The organism is Mesorhizobium sp. P160187 (assembly GCF_057766425.1).
Genome location: NZ_JBYMDX010000003.1, coordinates 1,436,603 through 1,462,489, shown reverse-complemented (window position 1 = coordinate 1,462,489; position 25,887 = coordinate 1,436,603). Strand labels below are relative to the sequence as shown.

Annotated in this window: 23 protein-coding genes; 20 read left to right on the top strand and 3 right to left on the bottom strand. The window is 63.9% G+C overall.

Annotation, left to right across the window (positions count from 1 at the left end; all coding sequences use genetic code 11):
- Positions 1–3: 3 nt before the first annotated feature.
- Complete coding sequence (locus tag AC3CCE_RS10495) at positions 4–1,170, bottom strand: MFS transporter (protein ID WP_352623808.1); 1,167 nt, start codon at positions 1,168–1,170, stop codon at positions 4–6.
- Between the two features lie 245 nt (positions 1,171–1,415).
- On the opposite strand from AC3CCE_RS10495, the gene AC3CCE_RS10490 reads away from it, so the two are divergent.
- From AC3CCE_RS10490 to AC3CCE_RS10470, 5 genes are all read left to right on the top strand, one after another.
- Positions 1,416–3,077, top strand: coding sequence for an IucA/IucC family protein (locus AC3CCE_RS10490; protein WP_352623806.1), 1,662 nt, complete (start codon positions 1,416–1,418; stop codon positions 3,075–3,077).
- Positions 3,074–4,135, top strand: coding sequence for a GNAT family N-acetyltransferase (locus tag AC3CCE_RS10485; RefSeq protein WP_352623804.1), 1,062 nt, complete (start codon positions 3,074–3,076; stop codon positions 4,133–4,135). The genes AC3CCE_RS10490 and AC3CCE_RS10485 overlap by 4 nt, the downstream gene beginning before the upstream one ends.
- The gene (locus tag AC3CCE_RS10480; RefSeq protein ID WP_488377133.1) at positions 4,132–5,952 is read left to right on the top strand and encodes an IucA/IucC family protein; all 1,821 of its coding nucleotides are present in this window, start codon (positions 4,132–4,134) and stop codon (positions 5,950–5,952) included. Before AC3CCE_RS10485 ends, AC3CCE_RS10480 begins: the two co-directional genes overlap by 4 nt.
- Positions 5,949–7,283: a lysine N(6)-hydroxylase/L-ornithine N(5)-oxygenase family protein gene (locus AC3CCE_RS10475; RefSeq protein ID WP_352623801.1), complete on the top strand. Its 1,335-nt coding sequence runs from the start codon at positions 5,949–5,951 to the stop codon at positions 7,281–7,283. Before AC3CCE_RS10480 ends, AC3CCE_RS10475 begins: the two co-directional genes overlap by 4 nt.
- Before the next feature lie 110 nt (positions 7,284–7,393).
- Positions 7,394–8,089, top strand: coding sequence for an aspartate/glutamate racemase family protein (locus AC3CCE_RS10470; RefSeq protein ID WP_352623799.1), 696 nt, complete (start codon positions 7,394–7,396; stop codon positions 8,087–8,089).
- 16 nt (positions 8,090–8,105) lie between these two features.
- Here the strand turns inward: AC3CCE_RS10470 and AC3CCE_RS10465 are convergent, their stop codons facing one another.
- Entirely contained in the window at positions 8,106–8,294 is a 189-nt protein-coding gene (locus tag AC3CCE_RS10465) for a hypothetical protein (protein WP_023668668.1), read from the bottom strand.
- A gap of 138 nt (positions 8,295–8,432) precedes the next feature.
- Between AC3CCE_RS10465 and AC3CCE_RS10460 the strand changes: the two genes are divergently transcribed.
- The 6 genes from AC3CCE_RS10460 (at position 8,433) to AC3CCE_RS10435 (ending at position 14,242) form a co-directional block, all read left to right on the top strand.
- Positions 8,433–8,828, top strand: a complete 396-nt coding sequence (locus AC3CCE_RS10460; RefSeq protein ID WP_023712021.1) for an AGROH133_08824 family phage infection protein — start codon at positions 8,433–8,435, stop codon at positions 8,826–8,828.
- Positions 8,829–9,074: 246 nt separating this feature from the next.
- Positions 9,075–9,635 carry a F0F1 ATP synthase subunit delta gene (locus tag AC3CCE_RS10455; protein ID WP_023732973.1) on the top strand — a complete coding sequence of 187 codons (561 nt, stop codon included), beginning with the start codon at positions 9,075–9,077 and terminating at the stop codon, positions 9,633–9,635.
- Positions 9,635–11,164: a F0F1 ATP synthase subunit alpha gene (gene atpA, locus AC3CCE_RS10450; RefSeq protein ID WP_352623796.1), complete on the top strand. Its 1,530-nt coding sequence runs from the start codon at positions 9,635–9,637 to the stop codon at positions 11,162–11,164. Before AC3CCE_RS10455 ends, atpA begins: the two co-directional genes overlap by 1 nt.
- Before the next feature lie 34 nt (positions 11,165–11,198).
- Positions 11,199–12,083: a F0F1 ATP synthase subunit gamma gene (locus AC3CCE_RS10445; RefSeq protein ID WP_023668672.1), complete on the top strand. Its 885-nt coding sequence runs from the start codon at positions 11,199–11,201 to the stop codon at positions 12,081–12,083.
- 70 nt (positions 12,084–12,153) lie between these two features.
- Positions 12,154–13,725, top strand: a complete 1,572-nt coding sequence (gene atpD / locus AC3CCE_RS10440) for a F0F1 ATP synthase subunit beta (RefSeq protein ID WP_023698224.1) — start codon at positions 12,154–12,156, stop codon at positions 13,723–13,725.
- Positions 13,726–13,834: 109 nt separating this feature from the next.
- On the top strand, positions 13,835–14,242 hold the full coding sequence (locus AC3CCE_RS10435; protein WP_023668674.1) for a F0F1 ATP synthase subunit epsilon: 408 nt from the start codon (positions 13,835–13,837) through the stop codon (positions 14,240–14,242).
- A 100-nt stretch (positions 14,243–14,342) separates the two neighbouring features.
- On the opposite strand, the gene AC3CCE_RS10430 is transcribed toward AC3CCE_RS10435, so the two are convergent.
- Positions 14,343–15,845 (bottom strand): mannitol dehydrogenase family protein, encoded by a 1,503-nt coding sequence (locus AC3CCE_RS10430; RefSeq protein ID WP_352623793.1) that lies wholly within the window; start codon positions 15,843–15,845, stop codon positions 14,343–14,345.
- A 175-nt stretch (positions 15,846–16,020) separates the two neighbouring features.
- On the opposite strand from AC3CCE_RS10430, the gene uxaC reads away from it, so the two are divergent.
- The 9 genes from uxaC (at position 16,021) to recQ (ending at position 25,273) form a co-directional block, all read left to right on the top strand.
- Entirely contained in the window at positions 16,021–17,430 is a 1,410-nt protein-coding gene (gene uxaC / locus AC3CCE_RS10425) for a glucuronate isomerase (protein ID WP_352623791.1), read from the top strand.
- Between the two features lie 38 nt (positions 17,431–17,468).
- Positions 17,469–18,446, top strand: coding sequence for a TRAP transporter substrate-binding protein (locus tag AC3CCE_RS10420; RefSeq protein WP_023668677.1), 978 nt, complete (start codon positions 17,469–17,471; stop codon positions 18,444–18,446).
- A 70-nt stretch (positions 18,447–18,516) separates the two neighbouring features.
- Entirely contained in the window at positions 18,517–19,080 is a 564-nt protein-coding gene (locus tag AC3CCE_RS10415) for a TRAP transporter small permease (RefSeq protein WP_023715911.1), read from the top strand.
- Entirely contained in the window at positions 19,081–20,361 is a 1,281-nt protein-coding gene (locus AC3CCE_RS10410; RefSeq protein ID WP_023715912.1) for a TRAP transporter large permease, read from the top strand. It abuts the gene before it with no gap.
- A 38-nt stretch (positions 20,362–20,399) separates the two neighbouring features.
- Positions 20,400–21,176, top strand: a complete 777-nt coding sequence (locus tag AC3CCE_RS10405) for a FadR/GntR family transcriptional regulator (protein WP_023668680.1) — start codon at positions 20,400–20,402, stop codon at positions 21,174–21,176.
- A 23-nt stretch (positions 21,177–21,199) separates the two neighbouring features.
- Positions 21,200–22,057 (top strand): 5-dehydro-4-deoxy-D-glucuronate isomerase, encoded by an 858-nt coding sequence (gene kduI / locus AC3CCE_RS10400; RefSeq protein ID WP_352623788.1) that lies wholly within the window; start codon positions 21,200–21,202, stop codon positions 22,055–22,057.
- Complete coding sequence (gene kduD / locus AC3CCE_RS10395) at positions 22,054–22,821, top strand: 2-dehydro-3-deoxy-D-gluconate 5-dehydrogenase KduD (protein ID WP_352623786.1); 768 nt, start codon at positions 22,054–22,056, stop codon at positions 22,819–22,821. The genes kduI and kduD overlap by 4 nt, the downstream gene beginning before the upstream one ends.
- Positions 22,822–22,831: 10 nt before the next feature.
- Entirely contained in the window at positions 22,832–23,170 is a 339-nt protein-coding gene (locus AC3CCE_RS10390; protein WP_023684110.1) for a cupin domain-containing protein, read from the top strand.
- Between the two features lie 264 nt (positions 23,171–23,434).
- Positions 23,435–25,273 carry a DNA helicase RecQ gene (gene recQ, locus AC3CCE_RS10385; protein WP_352623834.1) on the top strand — a complete coding sequence of 613 codons (1,839 nt, stop codon included), beginning with the start codon at positions 23,435–23,437 and terminating at the stop codon, positions 25,271–25,273.
- The last annotated feature ends 614 nt before the right edge of the window (positions 25,274–25,887 follow it).

Here is a 25,887-nt window from a genome sequence, read left to right as displayed (position 1 = left end):
TCGCTAGTGCTTATGCACCATGGCTGCAAGACCGGCTGCGGCCAGAGCCAGCGCCGCGCAGCCGGCCAGCGGCGCAAAGGGCCAGAGCGTGAAGGCGAAGCCGCCGGCCAATGCGCCGATGCTCTGGCCGAGCACATGGGTGCTGGTGAGCCAGCCGGCCGCCGCGCCCTGCTCGCCGGGCTCCAGGCGCTTCATCAGCCAGGCGGTGTAGCCGGGTGTCGCCAGGGCAATGCCGGCCGCCGCCACCACCAGAGACGCTGCCGAGGCAACATGGCTGGCCGTGACGGCCAGCGCCGTCATGCCGACGCAAACCATGAGACAGCCGACGATGACGCTGTTGCGCTCCGCCAGCCGCAGGCGCGCCATGAGCAGTCCCTGGACCAGAACCATGACGACGGCGACCAGCATCAGGGCCAGGCCGGTCACCGTCGTGGCCTGCGTCGCACCAAGGCCAAAACGCTGCTGGGCCATCGGGCCGAGCATCATCTGCACCTGTCCGAAGCCGAGCGTCAGGCACAAGCCCATCGCCAGGCAGGGCAGAGCGCGGCGATCGAAGGGCGATACTCCGCGCCCGGCATCGGCCGCCTTGGCGTCGGTCTGTCCGCCGCTTTGCTCTCTGCCCGGCGCCAGCCACAGCAGCAGCGGGCTGAACAGGAACAGGATGGGTGGCAGCAGCGGCGACAGCACGGCCGCCGCCGCCGGCAGAGCGCCGGCCAGCCGTCCCATGCTGACGCCGGCGCCAAGCAGCCCCAGCGCGGCCTGCCGCCTGTCGTCGGCGACCGAGCGGCTGGCCCAGATCTGCGCCGTCGGCATGACGCCGGACGCGGCAAAACCGTACACGGTTCGCGAGAGCATCAGCAAAGCGATGCCGAGCGCGGCTCCCATGCCGGCTATCAGCAGAATGGCGAACACCGCCTGGCCGGCCAGCATGGCGAGGCCGAGCAGGCGCAGCAGCCTGGCATGGCCAAGCCGCTCGCCCATGCGACCCCACAGCGGCGAGCCGACCAGAAAGGCCGCCGCGCCGACAGCGGTTGCCGCGCCGATAGCAAACGTGTCGAGCTTCAGCCGCTCCATCACCAGGGGAACGAGCGATACGAAGGCCGATTGGCCGAAGCCGATTGCCGAGACCGCGATTGCCAGGCGGCGCAGAAGCGAAGATCGATTTTTCATACCGGTCGTCATAAGGCCAAGCTTATTTCTCGTTTAGAACAGATAATCAACACAAATGTTTAAAGACGACAATGTATAGATGTAATGCGATCAGTATTATTAGGATTTATGAGGATGCACATGGAACAAGTAAAACCAGAATCTTCCTCTGCATTAAACCCGTCCTCAACGCGTTGCTGCGGGAATGGGATGGCTGGGAATTCGTCGACGCCAGCCAAACCGGGCTGTTTCGGCCGCAGGCGGCCGTGCTGCGTCTGAATTTCCCTGCCTCGCGCGCGGCGGTGCTCGTCGAGGCGCGGCATCGCTCGAAGGTTGGTTACCACGATTTAGCGATGCCGCTCTGGCGCCTCGATATTAGCAACGAGGGGGCCGATGGCGAAGCGACCGAGATCGACCTTTTCAGCCTTTTGGCGCTGATCCTGGCGGATCCCGACATTGCCGGCAGGGCGACAGCGAAAAGCCGACTGACCTTCCTGCGCCGCAGCCTGGCCAGCATCGCCGCAATCGCTGAGGCGACTGCGGCGCGTGGATCGTCGCGGCCCTTCTCCGAAGGCGATCCTGATTTCATCGATGCCGAAAGCGCCCTGCGCTTCGGCCATGCCGTGCATCCGGCGCCTATGAGTCGCGAAGAGTTCACGCACACGGATTCCGCGCGCTTCGGGCATGAATACTGCAATGCGTTCAAACTGCGCTGGTGGGCCGTCGACCCGACCATCCTCACTGGGGGCAGCGTCGAGCCGCTAGATGTCACCGAGATGGTCCGCGGGCTTGCCGCCAGCGATCCGCAGCTGCTTGCTCGGGCTGGCAAGCAACAGGGCAAGGTTCTCGTTCCGATGCATCCGTGGCAGGCCGTACGGCTCATACTGGAAGACCGCGTCGAGCGCCTGTTTCGCGCCGGCCGTATTGTCGATCTTGGGCTCGGCGGACCAGCGTGGCGGGCCACGACCTCGCTGCGCACGGTTCATTCAGCTGAAGCCGAGTGGATGCTGAAATTCTCGCTCAGCCTGCGCCTGACCAATTCCAGGCGCATCGTCGAGGAGCATGAGTGCCGGCGCGGCCTTTCGGTGCACCGGCTGGTCAAGGGCAAGCTCGGCTATGCCTTGCAGCGGCGCTGCCCGACCATGACGGTGCTGGGTGAGCCCGCCTGGTTCGGCCTGCGTGACGAAGACGGCCGGCTGATGACGGATACCATCGTCTCGTTTCGCGAAAATCCGTTTCGCGGCACGGGCAATCCGGCGGCTGCCGTTCTCGGCGCGCTTTGCGAGCGCCATCCCGGCCGTACCGAAAGCCATCTGTCCGACCTGGTCCACCGTATCGCCCGCGACGAGAAGCGACCTGTCGAGGAAACGGCGCGTTTGTGGTTCGAGCGTTTCCTTCATGCCGCCATCGAGCCGTTTATCGTTGCCTTCTCGGAATTCGGCCTGCTGTTCGGCGCCCATCAGCAGAACCTCGTCGTCGGCCTCGCCGGCGGCTGGCCGAATGCGCTCTATTTTCGCGACTGCCAGGGCACCGGTTATGTCGAGGAATTCCTGCCCAGGCTGCGCGAATTCGTGCCCGAGGCTGGTCAGGCGGGCGATCATGTCTTCCCAGCGGAAGCGGCCGCGAAGCTGTTCGGCTACTATCTGGTCGTCAATGGCGCTTTCGCCGCCGTCGCAGCCCTTGCGGCCGCTGGCCTCACCAACGAAGACGATCTGCTGGCGATATTCCGCCGCTCGCTCGAGCGGCTGGCCGCCACGCCGATGGCTGACCGGTCCTGCGTCGACTATTTGCTCAACGCGCCGACGCTCGCCGCCAAGGGCAATTTCCTGATCGCGCTGCGCGACATCAATGAGAACACCGAAGTGACCGACCCGCTGGCAGGTTACGTCGAGCTTCCGAACCCCCTGCATGTGAGAGAATACGCATGAACATCGAGGCTGGGAAAAACTGGTCACCCGCCACCGTCGCCGGCAACGAAGGATGGCAGCATCTGGCCTCGGCCGCGGAGCCGCTCGCCATCCGTGCCGGCGATGGCCATGTCAGCCTGGTCAACGCTGAGGGAACAGCGGTGGGACAGGCCCGCATCTCCGACGCGGATGGCCGCCTGCTCATCGACGATGTCGCGTTCATTGGCGGCCGCCTCGACCAACCGCAAATCCTGGCAGGTCTCGTCGACGCCGCGCTGCGCCTGCATCCTTCCTTCGACTGCGCCTTCCTGCCGGCCAAGACGCTGTGGCCGGTTTCGGCGCTGGCCACCGAGACGGTTCCGGGTGAACCGGAATGCGCCGTCATCCATCGCTCGGTCCTGCGCCAGCTGCCGCTGCTGTGGCGCAGCCAGGCCTCGCATGTCACCTATCCGGCATTGACGACCGCTATCGGCCCGGAAGACCGGCTGCCGCCATTGCGCCAACCGCGCCCCTGCGGCCCGATGTACGAACGCTGGATTGCCGAGATCGGTCTCACCGTGTCGTTGCGGCCAATTGACCGCCGGACCGATCTCGATCTCTTCCATCGCTGGATGAACGATGGCCGCGTCGCCTTCTTCTGGGAGCTTGCCCAGAGCCATGAGGATCTCGACAAATATCTCGCCGAGCAGGAAAGCGATCCGCATATTTTCGGCGTCATCGCCAGCTTCGACGGCGAGCCGACCGGCTATTTCGAGTTCTACTGGGCCAAGGAGGACCGGCTCGGGCCTTATTACGAGCCGCTCGACTGGGATCGCGGCTGGCATGGGCTGATCGGCAATACGCGCCATCTCGGCCGGCCGAAGACGCTGGCTCTGTTCCGTTCTGTCACCCACTATCTGTTCCTCGACGAGCCGCGCACGCAGCGCACCGTCGGCGAGCCACGCGCCGCGCACCAGAAGATGCTGAGCTATTGCGCCGACGCCGCCTACGACAAGGTCAAGGAGTTCGACTTCCCGCACAAGCGCGCGGCGCTGGTCTGCTGCGAACGCGAGCGCTTCTTCCGCGAGGTGCCGCTGTGACGGTGCAGCAACCGATTGCCAAAGCGGAGGAGGCGACACGCTGGGCTGCGATCAACCGCGACGCCGTCGCCAAGGCGATTTCCGAACTGACCTTCGAGGAGTGCCTGTCGCCCCGCGAGCTTTCGCCCGGCCGATGGGAGCTGACGCCCGGCCCCGGCGTGACCTATCGCTTTGCCGCGACGCGGCGCCTGTGGGGCCAGATCGCCGTCCGTCCGGAGACGCTGACCCGCGATGCCGGCATCGAGCTGCCGGTCGACGATGCGGTCGCCTTCTTCGCCGACGCGCGCGAGACGCTCGGCATGTCGCCGGCAACATTCTGCACCTATGCGAAGGAGCTTTACAACACGCTGATGGCCGACATGCGGATCGCCAAGGCGCGCGGCAATCGACCGGCCGCCGATCTAGCCGCGCTGCCGGATTCCGAGTTGCAGGCATTGCTCGACGGCCATCCGAAGGCCCCTGCCAACAAGGGACGGCTTGGCTGGGGACGGGACGACTTCGAGCGCTACGCGCCAGAATCGGCTGCCGCATTCCAGCTCTTCTGGCTTGCCGCCGCCAGCGATCGCTGCCTGCTGGCGCTTGACCGCGGGCTCGACGAAGAGGCGCTGCTGCAGGCCGCACTCGGCGACTACGAGCGCGCAAGGCTCGAAGCGGCTTTCAGCGCCGCCGGGATCTCGCGATCGACGCACAGGCTGCTGCCGGTCCACCCCTGGCAGTGGCAGGCGATAATCGCCTCGCAATATGGTGGCGAGATTGCCGCCGGCCGGCTGGTGCCGCTCGGTCCGTTCGGCGACGCGTTCCTGCCCCTGCAGTCGCTGCGCACTCTTGCCAATGTGGCACGGCCCGAGGCGCTGCACGTCAAGCTGCCGCTGACCGTCCTCAACACCTCAGCGTGGCGCGGCGTGCCGGGCAAATACATGGCGATCGGCGCCGATCTGTCGCGCTGGCTGGCCACGGTGGCGGCCGCGGACCCGGTGCTCAAGGACGTCAAGGTCTTGCAGGAAGTCGCCGGCGCCTTCTATCCGCATCCGCACTACGCCGGCGTTGAAGGCGCGCCCTATCAATTTTGCGAGATGCTGGGCGCCATATGGCGCGAAAGCCTCGAAAAGGTTCTGACAGCGGGCCAGCGGCCGATGATGATGGGCGCCCTGCCGCAGCGCGACGCCCATGGCAGGCCGATCGCCAGCGCCCTGGTGGAGCAGTCCGGCCTTGGTCCGGAGGCATGGCTCGATCGCCTGTTCTCCACGGTGTTCGTGCCGCTCTATCACTTCATGTGCCGTTACGGCGTCGGCTTCATCGCCCATGGCCAGAACGTCACCATCATCCTCGACGGAGCGACGCCTCTCGGCGTGGCGGTCAAGGATTTCCAGGGCGACCTCGATCTCGTCGACCAGCCGTTTCCCGAACTGGCCGGCCTCGACCCCAAAATCCTGTCGACGCTGAAGCGCCGGCCGCCGGCACATCTTCTCCAGCATCTGCAAACGGGACACATCGTCAGCGTTCTGCGCTTCCTATCCGAGGCGCTGGCCGCCTATGACCGCTTCGACGAGAGGACTTTCTACGCCATCCTGGCCGCCGCCATCCAGCGCTACCAGGCGCAGAACCCTGAGCTGTCGGAACGGTTCGCGCTCTTCGATCTGTTTGCTCCGAAGATCCCACGCATCGCCATCAACAAGGTGCGCTTCGCCATCGGCTACGGCGACAGCGGTGAACGCCCTCTGCCCGACCTTGGCACACCGCTCGACAATCCGCTTAACCCCGAGTCAGCCCGGCGATCTCCCATCAGCCCAGCCAGCTCCATAAGGAGTTCGCCATGACCCATACGCTTGACCTCGCAGGCATCGGCATCGGGCCGTTCAATCTCAGCCTCGCCGCCCATCTCGATGCGGTGGACGGCGTCGAAGCGCGCTTCTTCGATCGGGCGACGCGGCTCGAATGGCACCCGGGCATGATGCTGCCGGGCGTCGAACTGCAGACATCCTTCCTCAAGGATCTCGTCACCGCGACGCATCCGACCAGCCCATGGTCGTTCATGTCCTATCTGGTCGCGCAGAAGCGGTTCTATGAATTCCTCAACGCGGATTTCTCAGCCATCCCGCGGCCGGAATTCGCCCGCTATCTCGGATGGGTCGGCGAGAACTTGTCTTCGCTGCGCTTCGCCAGCGCCGTCGACCGGATCGACTTCGACGGAACGAATTTCAGGCTGCGTATCGGCTGCGAGCAGGTGAACGCGCGCAATCTCGCCATTGCCGTCGGGCTGGTGCCCAACATGCCGGCCTGGGCGCGCGCGGCGGCCTCCGACCAATGCTTCCACAACGCCCAGGCCGCCAGCCGCCTCGACCGCCTGAGCGGACAGCGCATCGCCGTGATCGGCGGCGGCCAGAGCGGCGCCGAAGTGCTGCTGCATCTGATCTCCTCCGACCGCTTCGCCGGTCGCGAAATCGAGTGGATCTCGATGCGGCCGAATTTCCTGCCGCTGGACGACTCGCCCTTCACCGACGAACTCTTCACGCCGGGCTATGTCGAAAGCTTCCATCGGCTGCCGCAAGGGCGGCGTGAGACGATCCTGGAACAGCAACTGCTTGCCGGTGACGGCGCATCGACGAGCACGCTGAAGGCGATCTATCGCCAGCTTTACACGCTGCGGCACATCTCGGAGGAAACGACGGCGGTCAACATGACGCCGCACCGCGAAGTGCTGAACGTGACGCGGGAAGGCAGCGAATACCGGCTGATCATGCGCAACGGCTTCGACGGCGCCATCGAGACGCGCACCGTCGATGCGGTGGTTCTGGCCACCGGCTATGCCTTTGCCATTCCTGATTGCATGGCGCCGCTCATGAACAGGATCGCGCTGGACGAGCGCGGTCATTACAGGCTCAACGCCAGCTTCGAGGTCGAATGGGACGGGCCCGACGACCGCCGGATCTACGCGCTCAATGCCGGCCGGCTCAGCCATGGCATAGCCGAGCCGCAGCTCAGCCTGATGGCTTGGCGCAGCGCCAAGATCGTCAATTCGCTGCTCGGGCGGGCACAGTTCGACCTCGATCTGCCCGATCCGCCGGTTGCCTGGAGTTCAAGGCACACGATACAAAGCCTGCATCATCTCGGCGCCAATGCGAGGATGACCGAATCGGGCGCGCGGTGATGTTTGTGGAGGCGGGCCGAAGAGCGTGGTACGGCGCGCGTTAAGGTTGACATCGACCCGTAAAGCTTTTCTGTGAGAGAGATCGTTCGGTCCTGCTGGAGGCTCAGCGCATGAAAACCCTTGGCCTCATCGGCGGCATGAGCTGGGAATCGACGGCGATCTATTATCGCCTGCTCAACGAGATCGTGCGCGAGCGGCTGAGCGGGCTGCATTCGGCAAAGCTGTTGCTCTATTCCTTCGACTTCGCCGAAATCGCCGACCGGCAGCATCATGGCGACTGGGACAGTGCGGGCGTGCTGCTGGCGGATGCGGCGCGCAAGCTGGAGGCGGGCGGCGCAGAGGGGCTTTTGATCTGCACCAACACCATGCACAAGCTCGCCGACCGGGTGCAGGCGGCGGTGTCGATCCCGCTTATCCACATTGCCGACGCCACGGCCGTCGCGGTCAAGGGCGCCGGCGTCAAGCGGCCGGCGCTGCTGGCGACCCGCTTCACCATGGAGCAGGATTTCTACAAAGGCCGGCTGACGGAGAAATACGGGCTGCAGCCCGTGGTGCCGAACCAGGCCGGGCGCGACATGGTGCACCAGGTAATCTACGACGAGCTCTGCCAGGGCATCGTCAGCGCGGCATCGAAGGCGGCCTATATCGACGAGGTGGCCCGTCTGCGACGCGATGAGAAGATCGATGGCGTCATCATGGGCTGCACCGAGATCACCATGTTGATTGGCGAGCGCGATTTCGACATTCCGGTGTTCGACACCACGCGCATCCATGCTGAGGCGGCGGTCGCATTCATGCTGCCCTGAAGGGCCAAAACAGAGATCAGGGCTGGGCGGCCACGGCGACATTGCCGCTGCCGACCACTTTCAGCTTCCATCGATCTGCTTCCGTGCCGGCCAGATTGAGGTGCCCGGTCAGGAAATAAAGGCGATCGGTGTCGGGGCCTTTGGCTGTGCAAAACCGGTCCTGCAGATAGGAGGGAGGCGTCGCCTGATAATACAGGTTGGCCACGATGCTGGCCGGACGCGCGCGCGGCCTAAACAGCCTTCCGCTCCTTCACGAATTGCGTGCCAAAACTGCCGCGCGCTTGACTTCTTTTTGCAGCGACATTCAATGCATCCGGCATTGCTGTGAGGGGATGAAAGCAAGATGGAATTTGCGTTTCCGTGGCCGACCAGCGAAGGCGAATGGCTGGCTTGGTCCAGCGCCGTGGTCACCTTGGCGCTCGGTCTGCTGTTTTTCCTCGCGCCAGGGCTGGCATTTCGGATTCTGCGGCTGCAGGTCCGGCCCGAAAGGGCAGCGGCAATCGCGGAAGGGCGCGGCCGGATGTCGGGCTTCTATCTCGGCGTCAGCCTGTGCTGCATTCTGTTGGCGCAGCCGTGGCTCTATATGGCACTCGGCTTTTCCTGGCTGTTCACCGCTTTTGGCCGTTTGCTGTCGATGATGTCGGACGGCGCCAACACGCCTTTCAACTGGGCGTCGATCGTCGTCGAACTCGTCCTGGCCGCGTTGCCGCTCGCCTTCGTCTTCGGCTTTCTGCCCTGAATCGGCAGCCAATCCAAAGGCTTCGGTTGAACTCTACGGCCGGATGCGACAATAGTGCCCGAAAAGCATGCGGAACGACGCATTGCGGTCTTAAAATGCCTGTGCTAGACGGCAATCGACTTTCGGCCGGGGATAGCGGAAGCCGCGCCTCCGTGCTTGGAAAAACTTAGTAAGGTCAAAGATTTAGCCAGAGTTTTTGCTCGCGCCAACAATCTGCGGCCCCTCAGACAAGAGAAAAGACGGTCCGTGGCTCAATCGTCATCGCCAATCTCGGGTGTCGCAGAACGCTACGCGGGTTCGCTGTTCGAACTTGCGCGGCAGTCGAATTCGGTGGCCAAGGTCGAGGCCGACCTCAACAGTTTCGCCAAGATGCTGGATGACAGCGCCGACCTGACGCGCCTCATCAACAGCCCGGTGTTCTCCAGCGAGGACCAGGCCAAGGCAATCGCGTCGATCGCCGACAAAGCCGGCATCACTGGCCTGACCGGCAATTTCCTGCGCGTCGTCGCCCGCAACCGCCGGCTCTTCGCGGTGCCCGGCATGATCAAGGCATTTCGCCGGATCTCTGCCGAACAGCGCGGTGAGACATCAGCCGAGGTCACTTCGGCGCATGAACTGACGGCTGCCCAGCAGACGGAACTCAAGGCCGCGCTGAAAAGCGTCGCCGGCAAGGACGTGGCCATCACTGTTACCGTCGATCCGTCGCTGCTCGGCGGGCTGGTGGTCAAGATGGGCTCGCGCCAGATCGATACGTCGCTCAAAACCAAACTCAATTCGCTCAAGCTTGCACTGAAAGAGGTCGGCTGATGGACATCCGCGCCGCGGAAATTTCCGCAATTCTCAAAGACCAGATCAAGAATTTCGGCAAGGAGGCCGAGGTCTCCGAAGTCGGCCAGGTGCTGTCCGTCGGTGACGGTATCGCTCGCGTCTACGGCCTCGACAATGTCCAGGCCGGCGAAATGGTCGAGTTCCCCGGCGGCATCCGCGGCATGGCGCTCAACCTCGAAGCCGACAATGTCGGCGTCGTCATCTTCGGCGCCGACCGCGACATCAAGGAAGGCGACATCGTCAAGCGCACCGGCGCCATCGTCGATACGCCTGTCGGCATGGGCCTGCTCGGCCGCGTCGTCGACGCGCTCGGCAATCCGATCGACGGCAAGGGCCCGATCAAGGCGACCGAACGCAAGCGCGTCGACGTCAAGGCGCCAGGCATCATCCCGCGCAAGTCGGTCAACGAGCCGATGTCGACCGGCCTCAAGGCCATCGATGCGCTGATCCCCGTTGGCCGCGGCCAGCGCGAGCTGGTCATCGGCGATCGCCAGACCGGCAAGACCGCGATCATCCTCGACACGATGCTCAACCAGAAGGCCGTGCACGACAACGGGCCGGAAAAGGAAAAGCTCTACTGCGTCTACGTCGCCATCGGGCAGAAGCGCTCGACGGTCGCGCAGTTCGTGAAGGTTCTCGAAGAGCGCGGCGCCCTTGAATATTCGATCATCGTCGCCGCCACAGCTTCCGATCCGGCGCCGATGCAGTTCCTGGCGCCGTTCACCGGCGCCACCATGGGCGAATATTTCCGCGACAACGGCATGCATGCGCTGATCAGCTATGACGATCTGTCGAAGCAGGCCGTCGCCTATCGCCAGATGTCGCTCTTGCTGCGCCGCCCGCCGGGTCGCGAAGCCTATCCGGGCGACGTGTTCTACCTGCATTCGCGCCTGCTCGAGCGCGCCGCCAAGCTCAACGACGATCTGGGTGGCGGTTCGCTGACCGCGCTGCCGATCATCGAGACGCAGGCCAACGACGTGTCGGCCTACATCCCGACCAACGTGATCTCGATCACCGACGGCCAGATCTTCCTCGAAACCAACCTGTTCTTCCAAGGCATCCGTCCGGCGGTCAACGTAGGCCTGTCGGTGTCGCGCGTCGGTTCGTCGGCGCAGATCAAGGCGATGAAGCAGGTCGCCGGCTCGATCAAGGGAGAGCTGGCGCAGTACCGCGAAATGGCTGCGTTCGCGCAGTTCGGCTCCGATCTCGACGCCGCCACGCAGCGCCTGCTCAACCGCGGCTCGCGCCTGACCGAACTGTTGAAGCAGCCGCAGTTCTCGCCGCTCAAGGTCGAGGAGCAGGTCACGGTGATCTTCGCCGGCGTCAACGGCTATCTCGACAAGCTGGCGCTGAACCACGTCGGCAAGTTCGAGCATGGTCTGCTCAGCCATATGCGCTCGGCCGGCAAGGACGTGCTGGACGGCATCCGCAAGGAAAAGGCGCTGTCGGACGATCTGCGCGCCAAGCTGAAGGCCGAGATCGACGCCTTCGCCAAGACCTTCGCTTGAGAAGAAGCCGGACGCTCGGGATCAGGTTTGAAGCATGCCTTCATTAAAAGACCTTCGTAACCGTATCGCCTCGGTCAAGGCGACGCAGAAGATCACCAAGGCGATGCAGATGGTCGCCGCGGCGAAGCTGCGCCGCGCGCAGGAAGCGGCGGAAGCGGCGCGTCCCTATTCCGAGCGGATGGGTGCGGTGCTGGCCAATATCACGCAGGCGATCGGCGGCGGCGGCGATGCCCCGGCACTGATGACCGGCACCGGCAAGGACGATGTGCATCTGCTCGTCGTCTGCACCGCCGAGCGCGGCCTTTGCGGCGGCTTCAACTCGCAGATTGCACGTCTGGCCCGCGACCATATCCGCCGGCTGCTGGCCGACGGCAAGCAGGTCAAGATCATCTGCGTCGGCAAGAAGGGTTTCGACATTCTGCGCCGAGACTATGCCTCGCTCATTATCGACCGCGTCGACCTGCGCGATGTCAAGAAGCTCGGCTTCGTCAATGCCGATGCCATCGCCCGTAAGATCATCCATCTGTTCGGCGAAGGCGGCTTCGATATCTGCACGCTGTTTTATTCGCAGTTCAAGTCGGTGATCAGCCAGATTCCGACCGCGCAGCAGATCATTCCTGCCGGCGTGGCCTCCGCTCCCGCCGAAGCGACCGCGGGTGGCAATGCCGTCTACGAATACGAGCCGGAGCCGGGCGAGATCCTCACCGACCTCATTCCGCGCAACATCTCGGTCCAGGTCTTCCGCGCGCTGCTCGAAAACGCAGCCGGCGAGATGGGCGCCAAAATGAGCGCCATGGACAATGCAACGCGCAATGCCGGCGACATGATCAACAAACTGTCGATCACCTATAACCGCCAGCGGCAGGCGCAGATCACCAAGGAACTGATCGAAATCATTTCGGGCGCCGAAGCGCTCTAGGCGCGACCGCCAGGAGGTCATCGACCTTCTGATGGAGCGTGAGAAACAAAGGACGAGAAGGGTAAAGACGATGGCGAAAGCAGCGACCCCCGCGAAGACGGCCCCCAAGGCGGCCGCAAAGGCTCCGGCAGCAGCGGCGAAGGCCGCTCCGGCCAAGAAGGCGGCCGCGCCCGCCAAGGCCGCGGCTCCGGCAGTGAAGACGACGAGCGTTGCCGTCAAGAAGACCGGCGCCATCGGCAAGGTTCGCCAGGTCATCGGCGCCGTCGTCGACGTGCAGTTCGGCGATCATCTGCCGGCCATTTTGAACGCCATCGAAACCTCCAATGTCGGCAACCGCCTGGTGCTCGAAGTTGCCCAGCATCTGGGCGAAAACACCGTGCGCTGTATCGCCATGGATTCCACCGAAGGCCTGGTTCGCGGCCAGGACGTCTATGACACCGGCGCGCCGATCACCGTTCCGGTCGGCCCGGGCATGCTCGGCCGCATCATCAACGTCATCGGCGAGCCGGTCGACGAAGAAGGCCCGGTCGACGGCATCGAGATGCGCGCCATCCACCAGCCGGCGCCTACCTATGTCGAACAGTCGACGGAAGCGCAGATCCTGATCACCGGCATCAAGGTGCTCGACCTTCTGGCGCCCTACGCCCGCGGAGGCAAGATCGGCCTGTTCGGCGGCGCCGGCGTCGGCAAGACGGTTCTGATCCAGGAGCTGATCAACAACGTCGCCAAGGCGCATGGCGGCTTCTCGGTCTTCGCCGGCGTCGGCGAGCGCACCCGCGAGGGCAACGATCTTTATCACGAGTTCATCGAGTCCGGCGTCAACAAGAAGGGCGGCGGCGAAGGCTCCAAGGCGGCACTGGTCTATGGCCAGATGAACGAGCCGCCGGGCGCGCGTGCCCGCGTCGGCCTGACCGGCCTGACGGTCGCCGAATATTTCCGCGACCAGGGCCAGGACGTGCTGTTCTTCGTCGACAACATCTTCCGCTTCACGCAGGCCGGTTCTGAAGTGTCGGCGCTGCTCGGCCGTATTCCTTCGGCCGTGGGTTACCAACCAACGCTGGCCACCGACATGGGTGCGCTGCAGGAACGCATCACCACAACGACCAAGGGTTCGATCACTTCGGTGCAGGCGATCTACGTGCCGGCCGACGATTTGACCGACCCGGCGCCTGCGACCTCGTTCGCCCACCTGGACGCGACGACCGTGCTCAACCGCGCGATCTCGGAAAAGGGCATCTACCCCGCCGTCGATCCGCTCGACTCGACCTCGCGCATGCTCGATCCGCTGGTCGTCGGCGAGGAGCACTATGCCGTCGCCCGCCAGGTGCAGTCGATCCTCCAGCGCTATAAGTCGCTGCAGGACATTATCGCCATCCTTGGCATGGATGAGCTGTCGGAAGAGGACAAGCAGACGGTGGCCCGCGCCCGCAAGATCGAGCGCTTCCTGTCGCAGCCGTTCTTCGTCGCCGAAGTGTTTACGGGTGCGCCGGGCAAGCTGGTCGACCTCGCCGACACAATCAAGGGCTTCAAGGGCCTCTGCAACGGCGACTACGATCACCTGCCGGAAGCCGCCTTCTACATGGTCGGCGGCATCGACGAAGCGGTCGAGAAGGCTCAGCGCCTGGCGGCTGAAGCAGCGTAATCAAGGCAATAGGGAGTAGTCAGTAGTCAGTAGTGAATAGCGGCCGGGTGATCAGGACAGCTGTCCTCTCCCTACTCCCTACTCACTATTCCCTACTCACTAAATTGACATGGCTGAAGCTTTCAAGTTCGAACTGGTCTCGCCGGAGCGCCTCCTGGTTTCCGAGCAGGTCGAGTCCGTCGTCATTCCAGGCGCCGAAGGTGAAATGACAGTCATGGCGCACCATGCGCCAGTCATGACCACGATCAAGCCGGGCGTCGTCACGCTGAAGACCGCCGGCGGCAAGGAAGAACGCTATGTGGTGTTCGGCGGCTTTGCCGACATCGTCCCTGCCGGCTGCACGCTGCTGGCCGAATCGGCGGTCGCCGTCGGCGATATCGACCGCGCCGATCTCGCCCGCCGCATCCAGGAAGCCAAGGAAGACGCCGCCGACGCCAAGGACGACCAGAGCCGCAGCAAGGCGGAGCAGTTCCTTAGCCAGCTTACCACGCTCGAAGGCGCGCTGCTGCCGGCGTAAGCCGCAGAATGATTGGACGTGATCCGAGGGGTAATGGTCGGGCAAAGGTATGAAACAGGCCGGGCTTAAGCCCGGCTTTTTGTATCCAGGCGACGTCAGGTCACCTGGTCTTTCCCGGTACACCCAGTGCCGCGAGCGCGAGCGCCACCCCGCCTTGCAGGATATGCTCGCGATGGGCGGCAACCAGTTCGATCAGCGTCTGGCGCTCGGGGCTGCCGCTGGCGAAGCCGGCGAGGTCAAACACCGTCACCACCCGTTCCAGCGTCGGCTGCGCTCCGAGCGCCGCCAACGCGGCGTCGAGCGGATCGGTAAAGTGGGCTTCCGGCAGGTCCTTGCCGCGCGCCTCGCAGGCGGCGATCCAGGCGGCGATCACCAGCGTCAGATGCTCCGGGACCAGGCCGGCCTGTATGCACTCGATGGCGGTAGCGACAATGCGCTGCGGCAATTTCTGGCTGCCGTCATTGGCGATCTGCGCGGTGCGGTGGGCCAGCGCGGTGTTGGAGAAACGTTCGGCAAGTTCGGCCGTATAGGCTGACGTGTCGAGCCCGGCATCCCCAGGCAATGTCGGGATGGCCTCGGCCCAGAGCCGGTCGACGAACGCGCGGATCGCGGGATCCGCGAAGGCGCGGTCGACGGTGACGTGGCCGCTGAGCAGGCCGATATAGGCGATGCCCGAATGGGCGCCGTTGAGCAGCCGAAGCTTCATGTCCTCGAACGGCCGGACATCCTCGACCATGGTGACGCCGAATTTCTCCCAGGCCGGGCGGCCGGCTGGAAACCTGTTTTCGATCACCCATTGCCGGAACGGTTCGGTCATCACCGGCCAGGCGTCCTCGAGGCCGAGTTCGACCGCGATGCGCGCCCGGTCGGCATCGGTGGTTGCCGGCACGATGCGGTCGACCATGCTCGATGGGAATGCAACATCATCGGCTATATGACCGGCGAGGGCAGCGTCGCCTGAAGCAGCAGCGCCGGCATCGCGCAGTTTTGCAAACCCGACCAGCAGCCGCTGCAGCGTGGCGCCATTGGCCGGCAGGTTGTCGCAGCAAAGCACGGTGAAGGGCGGCGTGCCGGCGGCCCGGCGTCGCACCAGCGCTTCCGCCAGGAATCCATGCGCTGTCCTGGGAGATCCGGGATTGCCCAGATCGTGGACGATATCGGGATGGTTTTCGTCGAGGCTGCCGTCGGCGGCCCTGAGATAGGCCTTTTCGGTGATGGTCAGGGTGACGATGCGGGTGCGCGGGTCGGTCAGCGCGGCCAGCACCGCGCCGGGGTCTTCCGGCGCGACCAGCATCGACTGGATCGAGCCGATAATGTGCAGCGCTTCGCCATCGCTGCCGCGCACCGCCAGCGTGTAGAGCCCGTCCTGTGGCGTCAGCGCATCGCGCGTGTCGGGGCTGCGCAGCGAGACGCCGACAATGCCCCAGCCGGTCTCGCCGGCCGCCAGGCAGTCATCGACATAGGCGGCCTGATGGGCACGGTGGAAGGCTCCAACGCCGAGATGGACGATCCCTGGGGCGACACTGGCGCGATCATAGGGGGGGACTGCGACCGAGGCCGGCAAGGATTGCACTGTTGCATTGGAAAGGCGTCTGCTGGTCATGGCGCGGCTTGTCGCTGGATGGTGTGCGGGGCGGGATCTGCTAGCGGCGTAACATCCGCTCTTCCGCCGCACAATGACCTGACGCCGGCTAAAAGTCATCATACAACAATCCAGTTTTTGTATGTTGACATTATTTCTTTCCAATCCTACCGATATCGCCCCTGGGAGGAACGACGTGGCGGGACTGACCGATCCGGATCTGCTTTTTGCCGCCGAAGGGCGCGCGCTGTCGATCGCGCGCGATCTCCATGCCGGCATCAAGGACCTGCCGATCATCAGCCCGCACGGCCACACCGATCCGCGTTGGTATGCGCTCAACGAGCCATTCCCCGATCCCGCGCAATTGCTGGTGGTGCCCGACCACTACATTTTCCGTATGCTGTTCAGCCAGGGCGTGCGGCTGGAAGATCTCGGCGTCCCGACCCTCGACGGCTCGCCGGTCGAGACCGATCCCAGGGCGATCTGGCGGCGCTTCGCCGAGCACTATTACCTCTTCCGCGGCACGCCGACGCGGTTGTGGCTCGACCATGTGCTCGAGCATCTGTTCGGCATCGAAGAGCCGCTCAACGCCAGCACCGCTAGCCGCCATTACGACACCATCGCGGCGCTTTTGCAGCGCGACGATTATCGCCCACGCGCGCTGTTCGAGCGCTTCAACATCGAGGTCATCGCGACGACCGAGGGCGCACTCGACGATCTCCAATGGCACAAGACGATCCGCGACAGCGGCTGGCAGGGCCGCGTCATCACTGCCTACAGGCCGGATGCCGTCGTCGATCCCGACTTCGAAGGATTTTCTGCCAATCTCGATCGCCTGGGCGAGATCGCCGGCTGCGACACCGGCACATGGGTCGGCTATCTCGACGCGCATCGCCAGCGCCGCGCCTTCTTCAAAAGTTTCGGCGCAACCTCGTCGGATCACGGCCATCCGACGGCCGAGGCCGCCAATCTTTCCGATGCGGCGGCGGAAGAGCTGTTCAACCGCATCCGCCGCGGCTCGGACGACGAGCGCGAGCGCAAACTGTTTCGCGCCCAGATGCTGACCGAAATGGCCAAGATGAGCCGCGACGACGGGCTGGTCATGCAGATCCATCCCGGCTCATGGCGCAACCACTCGCCTGGTGTTTTCCAAAAATTCGGCCGCGACAAAGGCTTCGATATTCCGACCCGCACCGACTATGCCGCGGCGCTCAAACCCTTGCTCGACTGCGTCGGGCTGGAGCGCGACCTCTCCATCATTCTGTTCACGCTCGACGAGACCAGCTACGCGCGCGAACTGGCGCCGCTGGCCGGCGTCTATCCGGCGTTGAAGCTCGGGCCGGCCTGGTGGTTCCACGACAGTCCGGAAGGCATGCGCCGGTTCCGCGAGATGACCACCGAGACCGCCGGCTTCTACAACACCGTCGGCTTCAACGATGACACCCGTGCCTTTCCGTCGATTCCCGCCCGTCACGATGTGGCGCGCCGGGTTGACTGCGCCTTTCTCGCCCGTCTCGTCGCCGAGCACCGGCTGCGTGAGGACGAGGCGCATGAGCTGGCGCGGGAGCTTGCCTACACGCTTGCCAAGAAGGCGTACCGGCTGTGAGCCGGGCGCGTGGAATTTTAAAAGGGAGGAAGACAGTCATGTTGCATTTTTCAAAACTGGTGGCAGCCACATTCGCCTTCGGCTCGCTGATGATCGGCGTTGCCGGCGCCCAGACCGTACTGCGCTCGGCCGACACCCATCCGGACGGGTATCCGACTGTCGAGGCGGTCAAATATCTCGGCGAGCTCATCAAGGAGCGCACCGCCGGCCGCTATTCGGTCGAGGTCTATCATTCGGCGCAGCTCGGCGAGGAAAAGGACACGATCGAGCAGACGCAGACCGGTGTCATCGATCTGAACCGCGTCTCGATGGGTCCGTTCAACGGCATCGTGCCGGAAACCGCGGTGCCGTCGCTGCCCTACATGTTCCGTTCGGTCGAGCACATGCGCCATGTCATGGACGGGCCGATCGGCGACGAGATCCTCAAGGCCTTCGAGACGCATGATCTGGTCGGCCTTGCCTTCTACGATTCCGGCGCCCGTTCCTTCTACAACACCAAGAAGGACATCACCTCGATCGCCGATCTGAAAGGCATGAAGTTCCGCGTCATCCAGTCCGACGTGTTCGTCGATATGGTCAACGCGCTTGGCGCAAATGCCACGCCGATGGCGTATGGCGAGGTCTATTCGGCGCTCGAAACCGGTGTCATCGACGGCGCCGAGAACAACTGGCCCAGCTTCGAATCCGCCAAGCACTACGAAGTCGCCAAGCACTATACCGTCGACCAGCACCAGATCGTGCCGGAAGTGCTGGTGATGTCGAAATCGAGCTGGGACAGACTGACGCCGGAAGACCAAGCGATCGTCAAGCAGGCGGCCAAGGATAGCGTCGTCAAGATGCGCGAATTGTGGGACGCGCAGGAGAAGAAGTCGCGAGAGATCGTCGAGAAGGCCGGCGTCAAGGTCAGCGAGATCGACAAGCAGCCGCTGATCGATGCGATGAAGCCGGTCTACGACAAGTATCTGAAGACGCCGGAGCTCAAGGACCTCGCGACCCGCATCCAGGCGACCAAGTGATTTTCTGGCGGGGCGGCATGGCGCCGCCCCGCCAATCGCTTTTAGGGGACGGAAAGACCGGGAGGATCGGATGACTGCGGGAACGGCTAGGAGCGGAGCGCCACCGCGCTTCAGCGCGGTGCTTTCGAAGATTTGCGACGGTGCGCTCTATCTCGCGGGCATCGGGATGGTCGCCATGACCGCGCTTGTTGCCTACCAGGTGTTTTCCCGCTTCGTGCTCAACGCGTCACCGAGCTGGACCGAAGTCACCGCCATCATGCTGATGAACTGGTTCATTTTCCTGGGCGCTGCCGTCGGCGTGCGCGAGAATTACCATATGGGCTTCGACGTGCTGCTCTATATCCTGCCCAAGGGCAGCAAATGGGCGCTGCGCACCCTGTCCGACCTGATCGCGTTCGGCTTCGGCATCGGCATGGTCTGGTACGGCTGCAAGCTGGTCGGGCTGACCTGGCGGACCATCATCCCGGCGCTCGAGCTTCCCGGCGGTTTCGACTATCTGCCGCTGGTCGCCGGCGGCTTTCTGATCTGCCTGTTCTCGGCCGAACGCATCGTGCTGCGCTGGTCCGGCGCCGACATCGACAAGGATATCAATCTCGAGGAAGTGCCGGAAATGCCGGCTGTGCAGGAGGCCTAGATGGAACTCTGGATCCTGTTTGGCGTCTTCACGCTTTTGATGTTTGCCGGCACGCCGATCGCCTTTTGCCTGGGTGCGGCGTCCTTCGCCACCGTGCTTTATCTCGGCCTGCCGCCCTTGGTGGTGTTCCAGCAATTGAAGTCGGGCATGTCGGCGTTCTCACTGATGGCGATTCCGTTCTTCATCTTTGCGGGCGATCTGATGGTGCGCGGCGGCATCGCGCAACGCATCGTTTCCTTTGCCGGCTCGCTGGTCGGTCATGTCCGCGGTGGGCTCGGTCAGGTCAACATCATCGCCGCGACGTTGTTCGGCGGCATTTCCGGCTCGGCGGTGGCGGAAGCCGCTGCCGTCGGCGGGCTGATGATCCCGCAGATGAAAGCGCGCGGCTACGGCGCCGACTATGCCGTCAACGTGACGTCGATGGCGGCGCTGATCGCGCTGCTTCTGCCGCCGTCGCAGAACATGATCATCTATTCGATCGCCGGCGGCGGCAAGATTTCGATCGCCGACCTGTTCACCGCCGGTATCCTGCCTGGCCTGCTGTTCGCCGCTTCGCTGATGGTCACTGCCTATTTCGTCGCCCGCAGCCGAGGCTACCCGGTCGAGGCCTTTCCCGGCTTCTCGCGTGTCGGCGAGCTGGCGGTCATCGCCATCCCCGGACTTCTGCTTATCGGTATCATCTTCGGCGGCGTTCGCTCGGGCATTTTCACGGCGACGGAAAGCTCCTGCATCGCCATCATCTACGCCTTGCTGGTCACCGTCTTCGTCTATCGGTCGATGGCCTGGGGCGATTTCGTCCATGCCACAAAGGGCGCGGTGCGCACGACCTCGATGGTGCTGCTGATCATCGGCACGGCGGCCTCGTTCAGCTGGCTGATGGCCTATCTAAAAGTGCCGGTGCTGCTGATCGCAGGCATGAACGCCATCTCCACCGATCCGCTGGTGGTGCTGCTTCTGCTCAACGTCCTGATGCTGCTGCTCGGTACCTTCATGGACATGGGGCCGATGATCATCATCTGCACGCCGATCTTCCTGCCGCTGGTCACCCATTACGGCGTCGACCCCGTGCATTTCGGCGTCATCACCATCCTCAATCTCGGCATTGGGCTAAACACGCCACCGGTCGGCACGGTGCAGTTCGTCGCCTGTGCCGTCGGCAAGATTACGGTCTGGGAAGCGATGCGCTCGATCTGGCCGTTCTATGGCGCGGGCATCGTGGTCCTGGGGCTGGTCACCTATATTCCGGCGATTTCGCTCTGGTTGCCGAGCGTGTTCAAATAGGGCGTCGTCAAATAGACGTCTTCAAACAGGGGTGCGATATGGCATCGGATAGCGCTGTTGATCTCAGGGTCGAGAGAAAACCCAAACTGTCGGAGACCGTCGTCGCTGCGATCCGCAAGCAGCTGCAGGCGGGCGAGATCCTGCCCGGCTACAAATTGCCGACTGAAGGACAACTTACCGAGACCTTCGGCGTCAGCCGCACCGTCATCCGCGAAGCGCTGGCCAAGCTCGCCGCCGACGGGCTGGTCGAGGCGCGCCAGGGCGCAGGCGTGTTCGTCACCGAGCACATCTCAACGATGTTCGGCGCGCTCGCCGCCGACATGGGCAGCAAGGATTCCATCGCGCTCAATGTGCTCGAAGTGCGCCTGGCCGTCGAAATCGAATCGGCCGGGCTCGCCGCCATTCGCCGCAACGCCGCGCAGGAAGCAGCGATCCAGGAAGCGTTCTTCGAATTCGAACGGCTGCTTCTTAACAGCGAGCCGACCGGTCCGGCCGATCTCGCCTTCCACCGGGCAATCGCCAGCGCCACCAACAACCCGTTCTATGTCGAGATGCTCGATGTGCTCGGACGCCGCGCCATTCCTTGCGACGTGACCTCGCCCTGGTCGACCGAACTGGTGCAATCCGACAGCTATCAGCGAGGGCTGCAACGCGAGCATCTGGTGATCCTGAATGCGATCACCTCAGGCGACGCCGAAGCCGCGCGCGAGGCGATGCGCGCTCATCTCACCGCCAGCCAAGAGCGCTACCGCGAGCGGCTGCACGCCCGCCAGGTCTACTACGCCGACTCGGTCAAGGCGTCGGCAACCAAATAGCCATTCATTCAGCTGGAGCAGCAATGACTCAAAGTCACCCGCATACCGAATTCACCTCGCGTTTCGCCATCGGCCCGGTCGCCGCGGCGTCCATGGGAACCGACGAGCTGCGTCACAACTTCCATATTGACGACCTGTTCCAGCCGGGACGCGTCAGCCTGACCTACACCCATTATGACCGCATGATCGTCGGCGGCGCCGTGCCGGCGGCAGCGCCGCTGCCACTGGAAACGATCAAGCCCACGGGCACCAAGAATTTTCTCGACCGCCGCGAGCTGATCATCGTCAACATCGGCGGCGCCGGCTCGGTGACGGCAAATGGCGAGATCCACCAGTTGCAGGCGCGCGACATGCTCTATCTCGGCATGGGCAGCACCGACGTGGCGTTCGCGTCAGCCGACAAGGCAGCGCCGGCCAAATTCTATCTGCTCAGCGCCCCGGCGCATCACGCCTATCCGAACCGGCTGATCCGCATCGGCGACGCCAAGCGGCTCGACCTCGGCAGCAAGGAAACCTGCAATGAGCGCTCGATCTTCCAGTTCATCCATGCCGATGGCGTCAAGACCTGCCAGCTGGTCGTCGGCATGACGCAGCTGGCACCGGGCTCGGTGTGGAACACCATGCCTTGCCATGTGCATGACCGGCGCATGGAGGCCTATCTCTATTTCGATCTGCCGGAGACGGCGCGCGTCTTCCATTTCATGGGCGAGCCGGACGAAACGCGGCATCTGGTGATGGCCAACGAGGAGGCGGTGCTGTCGCCGGGCTGGTCGATCCATTCGGGGGCCGGCACCTCGAACTATGCCTTCATCTGGGCGATGGCCGGCGACAATGTCGACTACACCGATGTCGACCCGGTGCCGCTGGGTGAATTGCGTTGAGCGGCCCTTCCTCCTTCAGCCTGGCCGGCAAGCGTATCCTGGTCACCGGCGCGAACACCGGCATCGGCCAGGGCATCGCCGGCTCGATCGCGCGCGCCGGCGGCACCGTCATCGGTGTCGGCCGCTCGGCGATGGACGACACGGAAAGACAAGTCGCGGAAGCCGGTGGCCAGTTCGAGGCGGTGCGGTGCGATCTGGCCGACCATGCGGCCGCCAAGGCGATGCTCGACCAGGTCTGGGAAAAGACCGGCCCGATCGACGGGCTGGTCAACAATGCCGGCATCATCCGCCGCGCCGATGCGGCCGATTTCTCCGAGGCCGACTGGGACGACGTCATCGACGTCAATCTGAAGACGCTGTTCTTTCTCAGCCAGGGTTTTGCCAGGCGCGTGCTGACCGACCCGAGGCGGCGCGGCAAGATCGTCAACATCGCCTCGGTGCTGAGTTTCCAGGGCGGCATCCGCGTCGCCTCCTACACCGCGTCGAAACATGGCGCGCTCGGCATAACCCGGCTGCTGGCCTGCGAATGGGCGGCAAAAGGCATCAACGTCAACGCGATTGCGCCCGGCTATATCGAAACCAACAACACCGAGGGGTTGCGCGCCGATCCCGACCGCAGTGCTGCCATCCTGGCGCGCATTCCGGCGGGACGTTGGGGCGGGCCGGAAGACATAGGCGATGCCGCCGTGTTCCTGCTGGCGCCAGCGTCCGACTATATGCATGGCGCGGTGGTTTCCGTGGACGGCGGCTGGCTGGCGCGATGAGGAGATGGTCATGATTGAAGCCAAGATTTTCGCACAGCCCGGCGAGAGCGCCTGGACGCCGACGCCGGACGGCAACAGACGCCGCGTTCTCGTCTCCACCGATGAGCTGATGATGGTCGAGTTCGGCTTCGACAAGGGCGGCGTCGGCGCACTGCATTCGCACCCGCATGTCCAGGCCAGCTATGTCGCCGAAGGTCGCTTCGAGGTGACCATCGACGGCCGCACCGCGACCATCGAGACCGGCGGCAGCTTCATCGTGCCGTCCAATCTGGTGCACGGCGTCAAGGCGCTGGAGGCCGGGCGCCTGGTCGACAGCTTTACCCCGCACCGCGCCGATTTCCTGGCCTGAACCTTTTTCGGCAATTCCAGAAACAGGAAACCCGCGCCTCCTGGGGAGGCGCGGGCTGTTGCCTGTGCGCTCGTGGCGCAGCGGTACTCGAAACATCGCCGCAGGGTTGGACGGTGCCGCAACATGGTGAAGATAGGTTTAACGATGCCAATCAGGTCGATCGCCGGTGGGGTGTTGCTGCTGCTTGTTGTGGTCACGCAGGGGCTGCGCTAATCGTTCTGTCCACGCCGCTGCTTCGGGCGGCCGATCGCAAAAACATCAGTGATGCAGATATCGACGACAAGCGTGCCGACGCACGATCCCAAACGGCGCGTCCTCAAGGACGTGTTCGGCTTCGACGATTTCCGTCCCGGACAGGCCGCGGTGATGGAGGCGCTGCTTGGCGGCCGCCATGTGCTGGCCGTCATGCCAACGGGTGCCGGCAAATCGCTGTGCTACCAGGTTCCGGCGCTGGTCAAGGGTGGGCTGACCATTGTCGTTTCGCCGCTAGTGGCGCTGATGCAGGATCAGGTCGCGGCACTGCGCCTCGCCGGCGTCGCCGCCGATACGATCAATTCCTCGATCGACCGTGATGCCAATGTCGCGGCATGGCGCCGCGTCGCGTCGGGCCAGACGCGGCTGCTCTACCTCGCGCCGGAACGGCTGATGACCGAGCGGATGCTGGATGCGCTTGCCAGGCTCGATGTCAGCCTGATCGCCATCGACGAGGCGCATTGCATTTCGCAGTGGGGGCCGGCGTTCCGGCGCGAATATGAAGACCTGTCGCAGCTGCGTGGCATCTTTCCCGACGTACCGATCATTGCGGTGACGGCGACGGCGGACGAGACGACGCGCGCTGACATCGAGACGCGGCTGTTTGGCGGGCGTGTCGAAACGCAGGTGCTTGGCTTCGACCGGCCCAACATCAAGCTTGCCATCGAGCCCAAGCAGGACAGCAAGCGGCAGTTGCTCAATTTCATCGGGCGCCATCAGGGACGCAGCGGCATCGTCTATTGCCTCTCGCGCAAGAAGACCGAAGAGATGGCGGCGTTTCTCGAAAAGAACGGCGTGACCGCGCTCGCCTATCACGCCGGGATGAGCAAGGAGGCGCGCGATGCGAATCAAAACGCCTTCATGACGCTGTCGGGCGTCGTCATGGTGGCGACCATCGCCTTCGGCATGGGGATCGACAAGCCTGATGTCGCGTATGTCTTCCACACCGACCTGCCGGGCAGCCTCGAAGCCTATTACCAGGAAATCGGCCGCGCCGGTCGCGACGGCCGGGCGGCGGAGGCGCATATGCTTTACGGCCTTGGCGACATCCGCATGCGCCGCATGTTCATCGACGACGAGGACGCCGCTGTCGAACACAAGCGCCGCTCGCATGGCCGGCTCGATACGCTGATCGGCTATTGTGAGACGGCCGAGTGCCGCCGCCAGGTGCTGCTCGGTTATTTCGGTGAAGAGGCGGTCCCTTGCGGCAATTGCGACAATTGCCTGGAACAGGCGCCGCGCGCCGACGGCACCGCCGGGGCGCGCCTCATCCTGGCGGCGGTGGCGCAGAGTGGCGAGCGCTTCGGCGCCGGCCATGTCATCGACATCCTGATCGGCCACGAGACTGAAAAGATCGCGGCAAGGGGGCATCACAGGTTGGCAGCCTTCGGCAATGGCACCGCGCACAAGAAGGATTTTTGGCAATCTATGATTCGCCAGCTGGTCGCGAACGGTTTCCTGATGCCGGACCCGGCCGGCCATGGCGGGTTGGCCATCGCGGACAAGGGCCACGCACTCGGCCGGGGCGAGGTGCCGTTCCAGTATCGGGTCGAGATGCGTACGCGCGCCGCGCGCCGCGCGGCTCGTGCCGGGCAGAGCCCCCAGAGCGAAAATGTAGATGCGTCGCTGCTCGCGACGCTGAAGACGCTGCGGCTGCGTCTGGCCAAGGAACGCCAGGTGCCGGCCTATGTGGTGTTTTCGGATCGTACACTGATCGACATGGCCGAGCGTCGTCCGCAAGACCTCGACGATTTCGCCGGGGTGAATGGCGTCGGCGCCGCCAAGCTCAAGGAGTTCGGCGCGATTTTTGTCAGCGCCATTGCCGCGCACCTTTCCGAGACGCCAGGCTGAAAGGGTGTTGCTGGACCAAAGCCCGATCCGGCATCAGTACGCCTTCAACTTGCCCGCCCGCTTATCCTTTCATTTTGGCGCTACCCTGCCGTAGGGGAATGGCCTTCCAAATTGTATGGAACCGTGACGACAAACCACACATTCCTGAATCTAAGCGGTCGATTCTCGGATGTAGCCGTGATTATGGAAACCCGCTGTTGCGCGCGGGTGGCGGTTTTCTCGGCCTTGGAGACGCTACGTCGGCAGCCGCGATCCGCTGAGCCGAATGGTATGATTCAGACCATCTTTGTTGTTGAAAACCCGCTTTCGACGGGAGTATAAAACTCGAGGTTACCATTGCTTTTCGTATAGAGGCTGTGGTGGAAACGTGGGTCCAATCCGCAAAGCATTGCCTTGCGTGGAAGTGGTCGAACCGGCGGCGAATGGTCCGTTCCTGTGGCCAAGGAAGACCAGGAAATTACCCGATCATTCGTGATTGAACCGTTTGCGCTGTCCTATGCTGAGGGCCAGCGGATACGCCTGCATCTCGACAAGTTCGTTCGTCTGCAGAGAGGCTAAGCCTGATGAAAGACCGGTGGGAACCTGACCACCAGTTCATTGAAAGCGCCCGCCGT

Coding starts and splice junctions, on each gene's coding strand:
- AC3CCE_RS10390 (WP_023684110.1), top strand. CDS start 22,832: ATGATTGAAGCCAAGATTTTCGCACAGCCCGGCGAGAGCGCCTGGACG.
- AC3CCE_RS10420 (WP_023668677.1), top strand. CDS start 17,469: ATGTTGCATTTTTCAAAACTGGTGGCAGCCACATTCGCCTTCGGCTCG.
- recQ (WP_352623834.1), top strand. CDS start 23,435: ATGCAGATATCGACGACAAGCGTGCCGACGCACGATCCCAAACGGCGC.
- atpA (WP_352623796.1), top strand. CDS start 9,635: ATGGACATCCGCGCCGCGGAAATTTCCGCAATTCTCAAAGACCAGATC.
- AC3CCE_RS10495 (WP_352623808.1), bottom strand. CDS start 1,170: ATGAAAAATCGATCTTCGCTTCTGCGCCGCCTGGCAATCGCGGTCTCG.
- AC3CCE_RS10415 (WP_023715911.1), top strand. CDS start 18,517: ATGACTGCGGGAACGGCTAGGAGCGGAGCGCCACCGCGCTTCAGCGCG.
- AC3CCE_RS10460 (WP_023712021.1), top strand. CDS start 8,433: ATGGAATTTGCGTTTCCGTGGCCGACCAGCGAAGGCGAATGGCTGGCT.
- AC3CCE_RS10470 (WP_352623799.1), top strand. CDS start 7,394: ATGAAAACCCTTGGCCTCATCGGCGGCATGAGCTGGGAATCGACGGCG.
- AC3CCE_RS10435 (WP_023668674.1), top strand. CDS start 13,835: ATGGCTGAAGCTTTCAAGTTCGAACTGGTCTCGCCGGAGCGCCTCCTG.
- kduI (WP_352623788.1), top strand. CDS start 21,200: ATGACTCAAAGTCACCCGCATACCGAATTCACCTCGCGTTTCGCCATC.
- atpD (WP_023698224.1), top strand. CDS start 12,154: ATGGCGAAAGCAGCGACCCCCGCGAAGACGGCCCCCAAGGCGGCCGCA.
- AC3CCE_RS10430 (WP_352623793.1), bottom strand. CDS start 15,845: ATGACCAGCAGACGCCTTTCCAATGCAACAGTGCAATCCTTGCCGGCC.
- AC3CCE_RS10405 (WP_023668680.1), top strand. CDS start 20,400: ATGGCATCGGATAGCGCTGTTGATCTCAGGGTCGAGAGAAAACCCAAA.
- AC3CCE_RS10445 (WP_023668672.1), top strand. CDS start 11,199: ATGCCTTCATTAAAAGACCTTCGTAACCGTATCGCCTCGGTCAAGGCG.
- AC3CCE_RS10410 (WP_023715912.1), top strand. CDS start 19,081: ATGGAACTCTGGATCCTGTTTGGCGTCTTCACGCTTTTGATGTTTGCC.
- AC3CCE_RS10475 (WP_352623801.1), top strand. CDS start 5,949: ATGACCCATACGCTTGACCTCGCAGGCATCGGCATCGGGCCGTTCAAT.
- AC3CCE_RS10485 (WP_352623804.1), top strand. CDS start 3,074: ATGAACATCGAGGCTGGGAAAAACTGGTCACCCGCCACCGTCGCCGGC.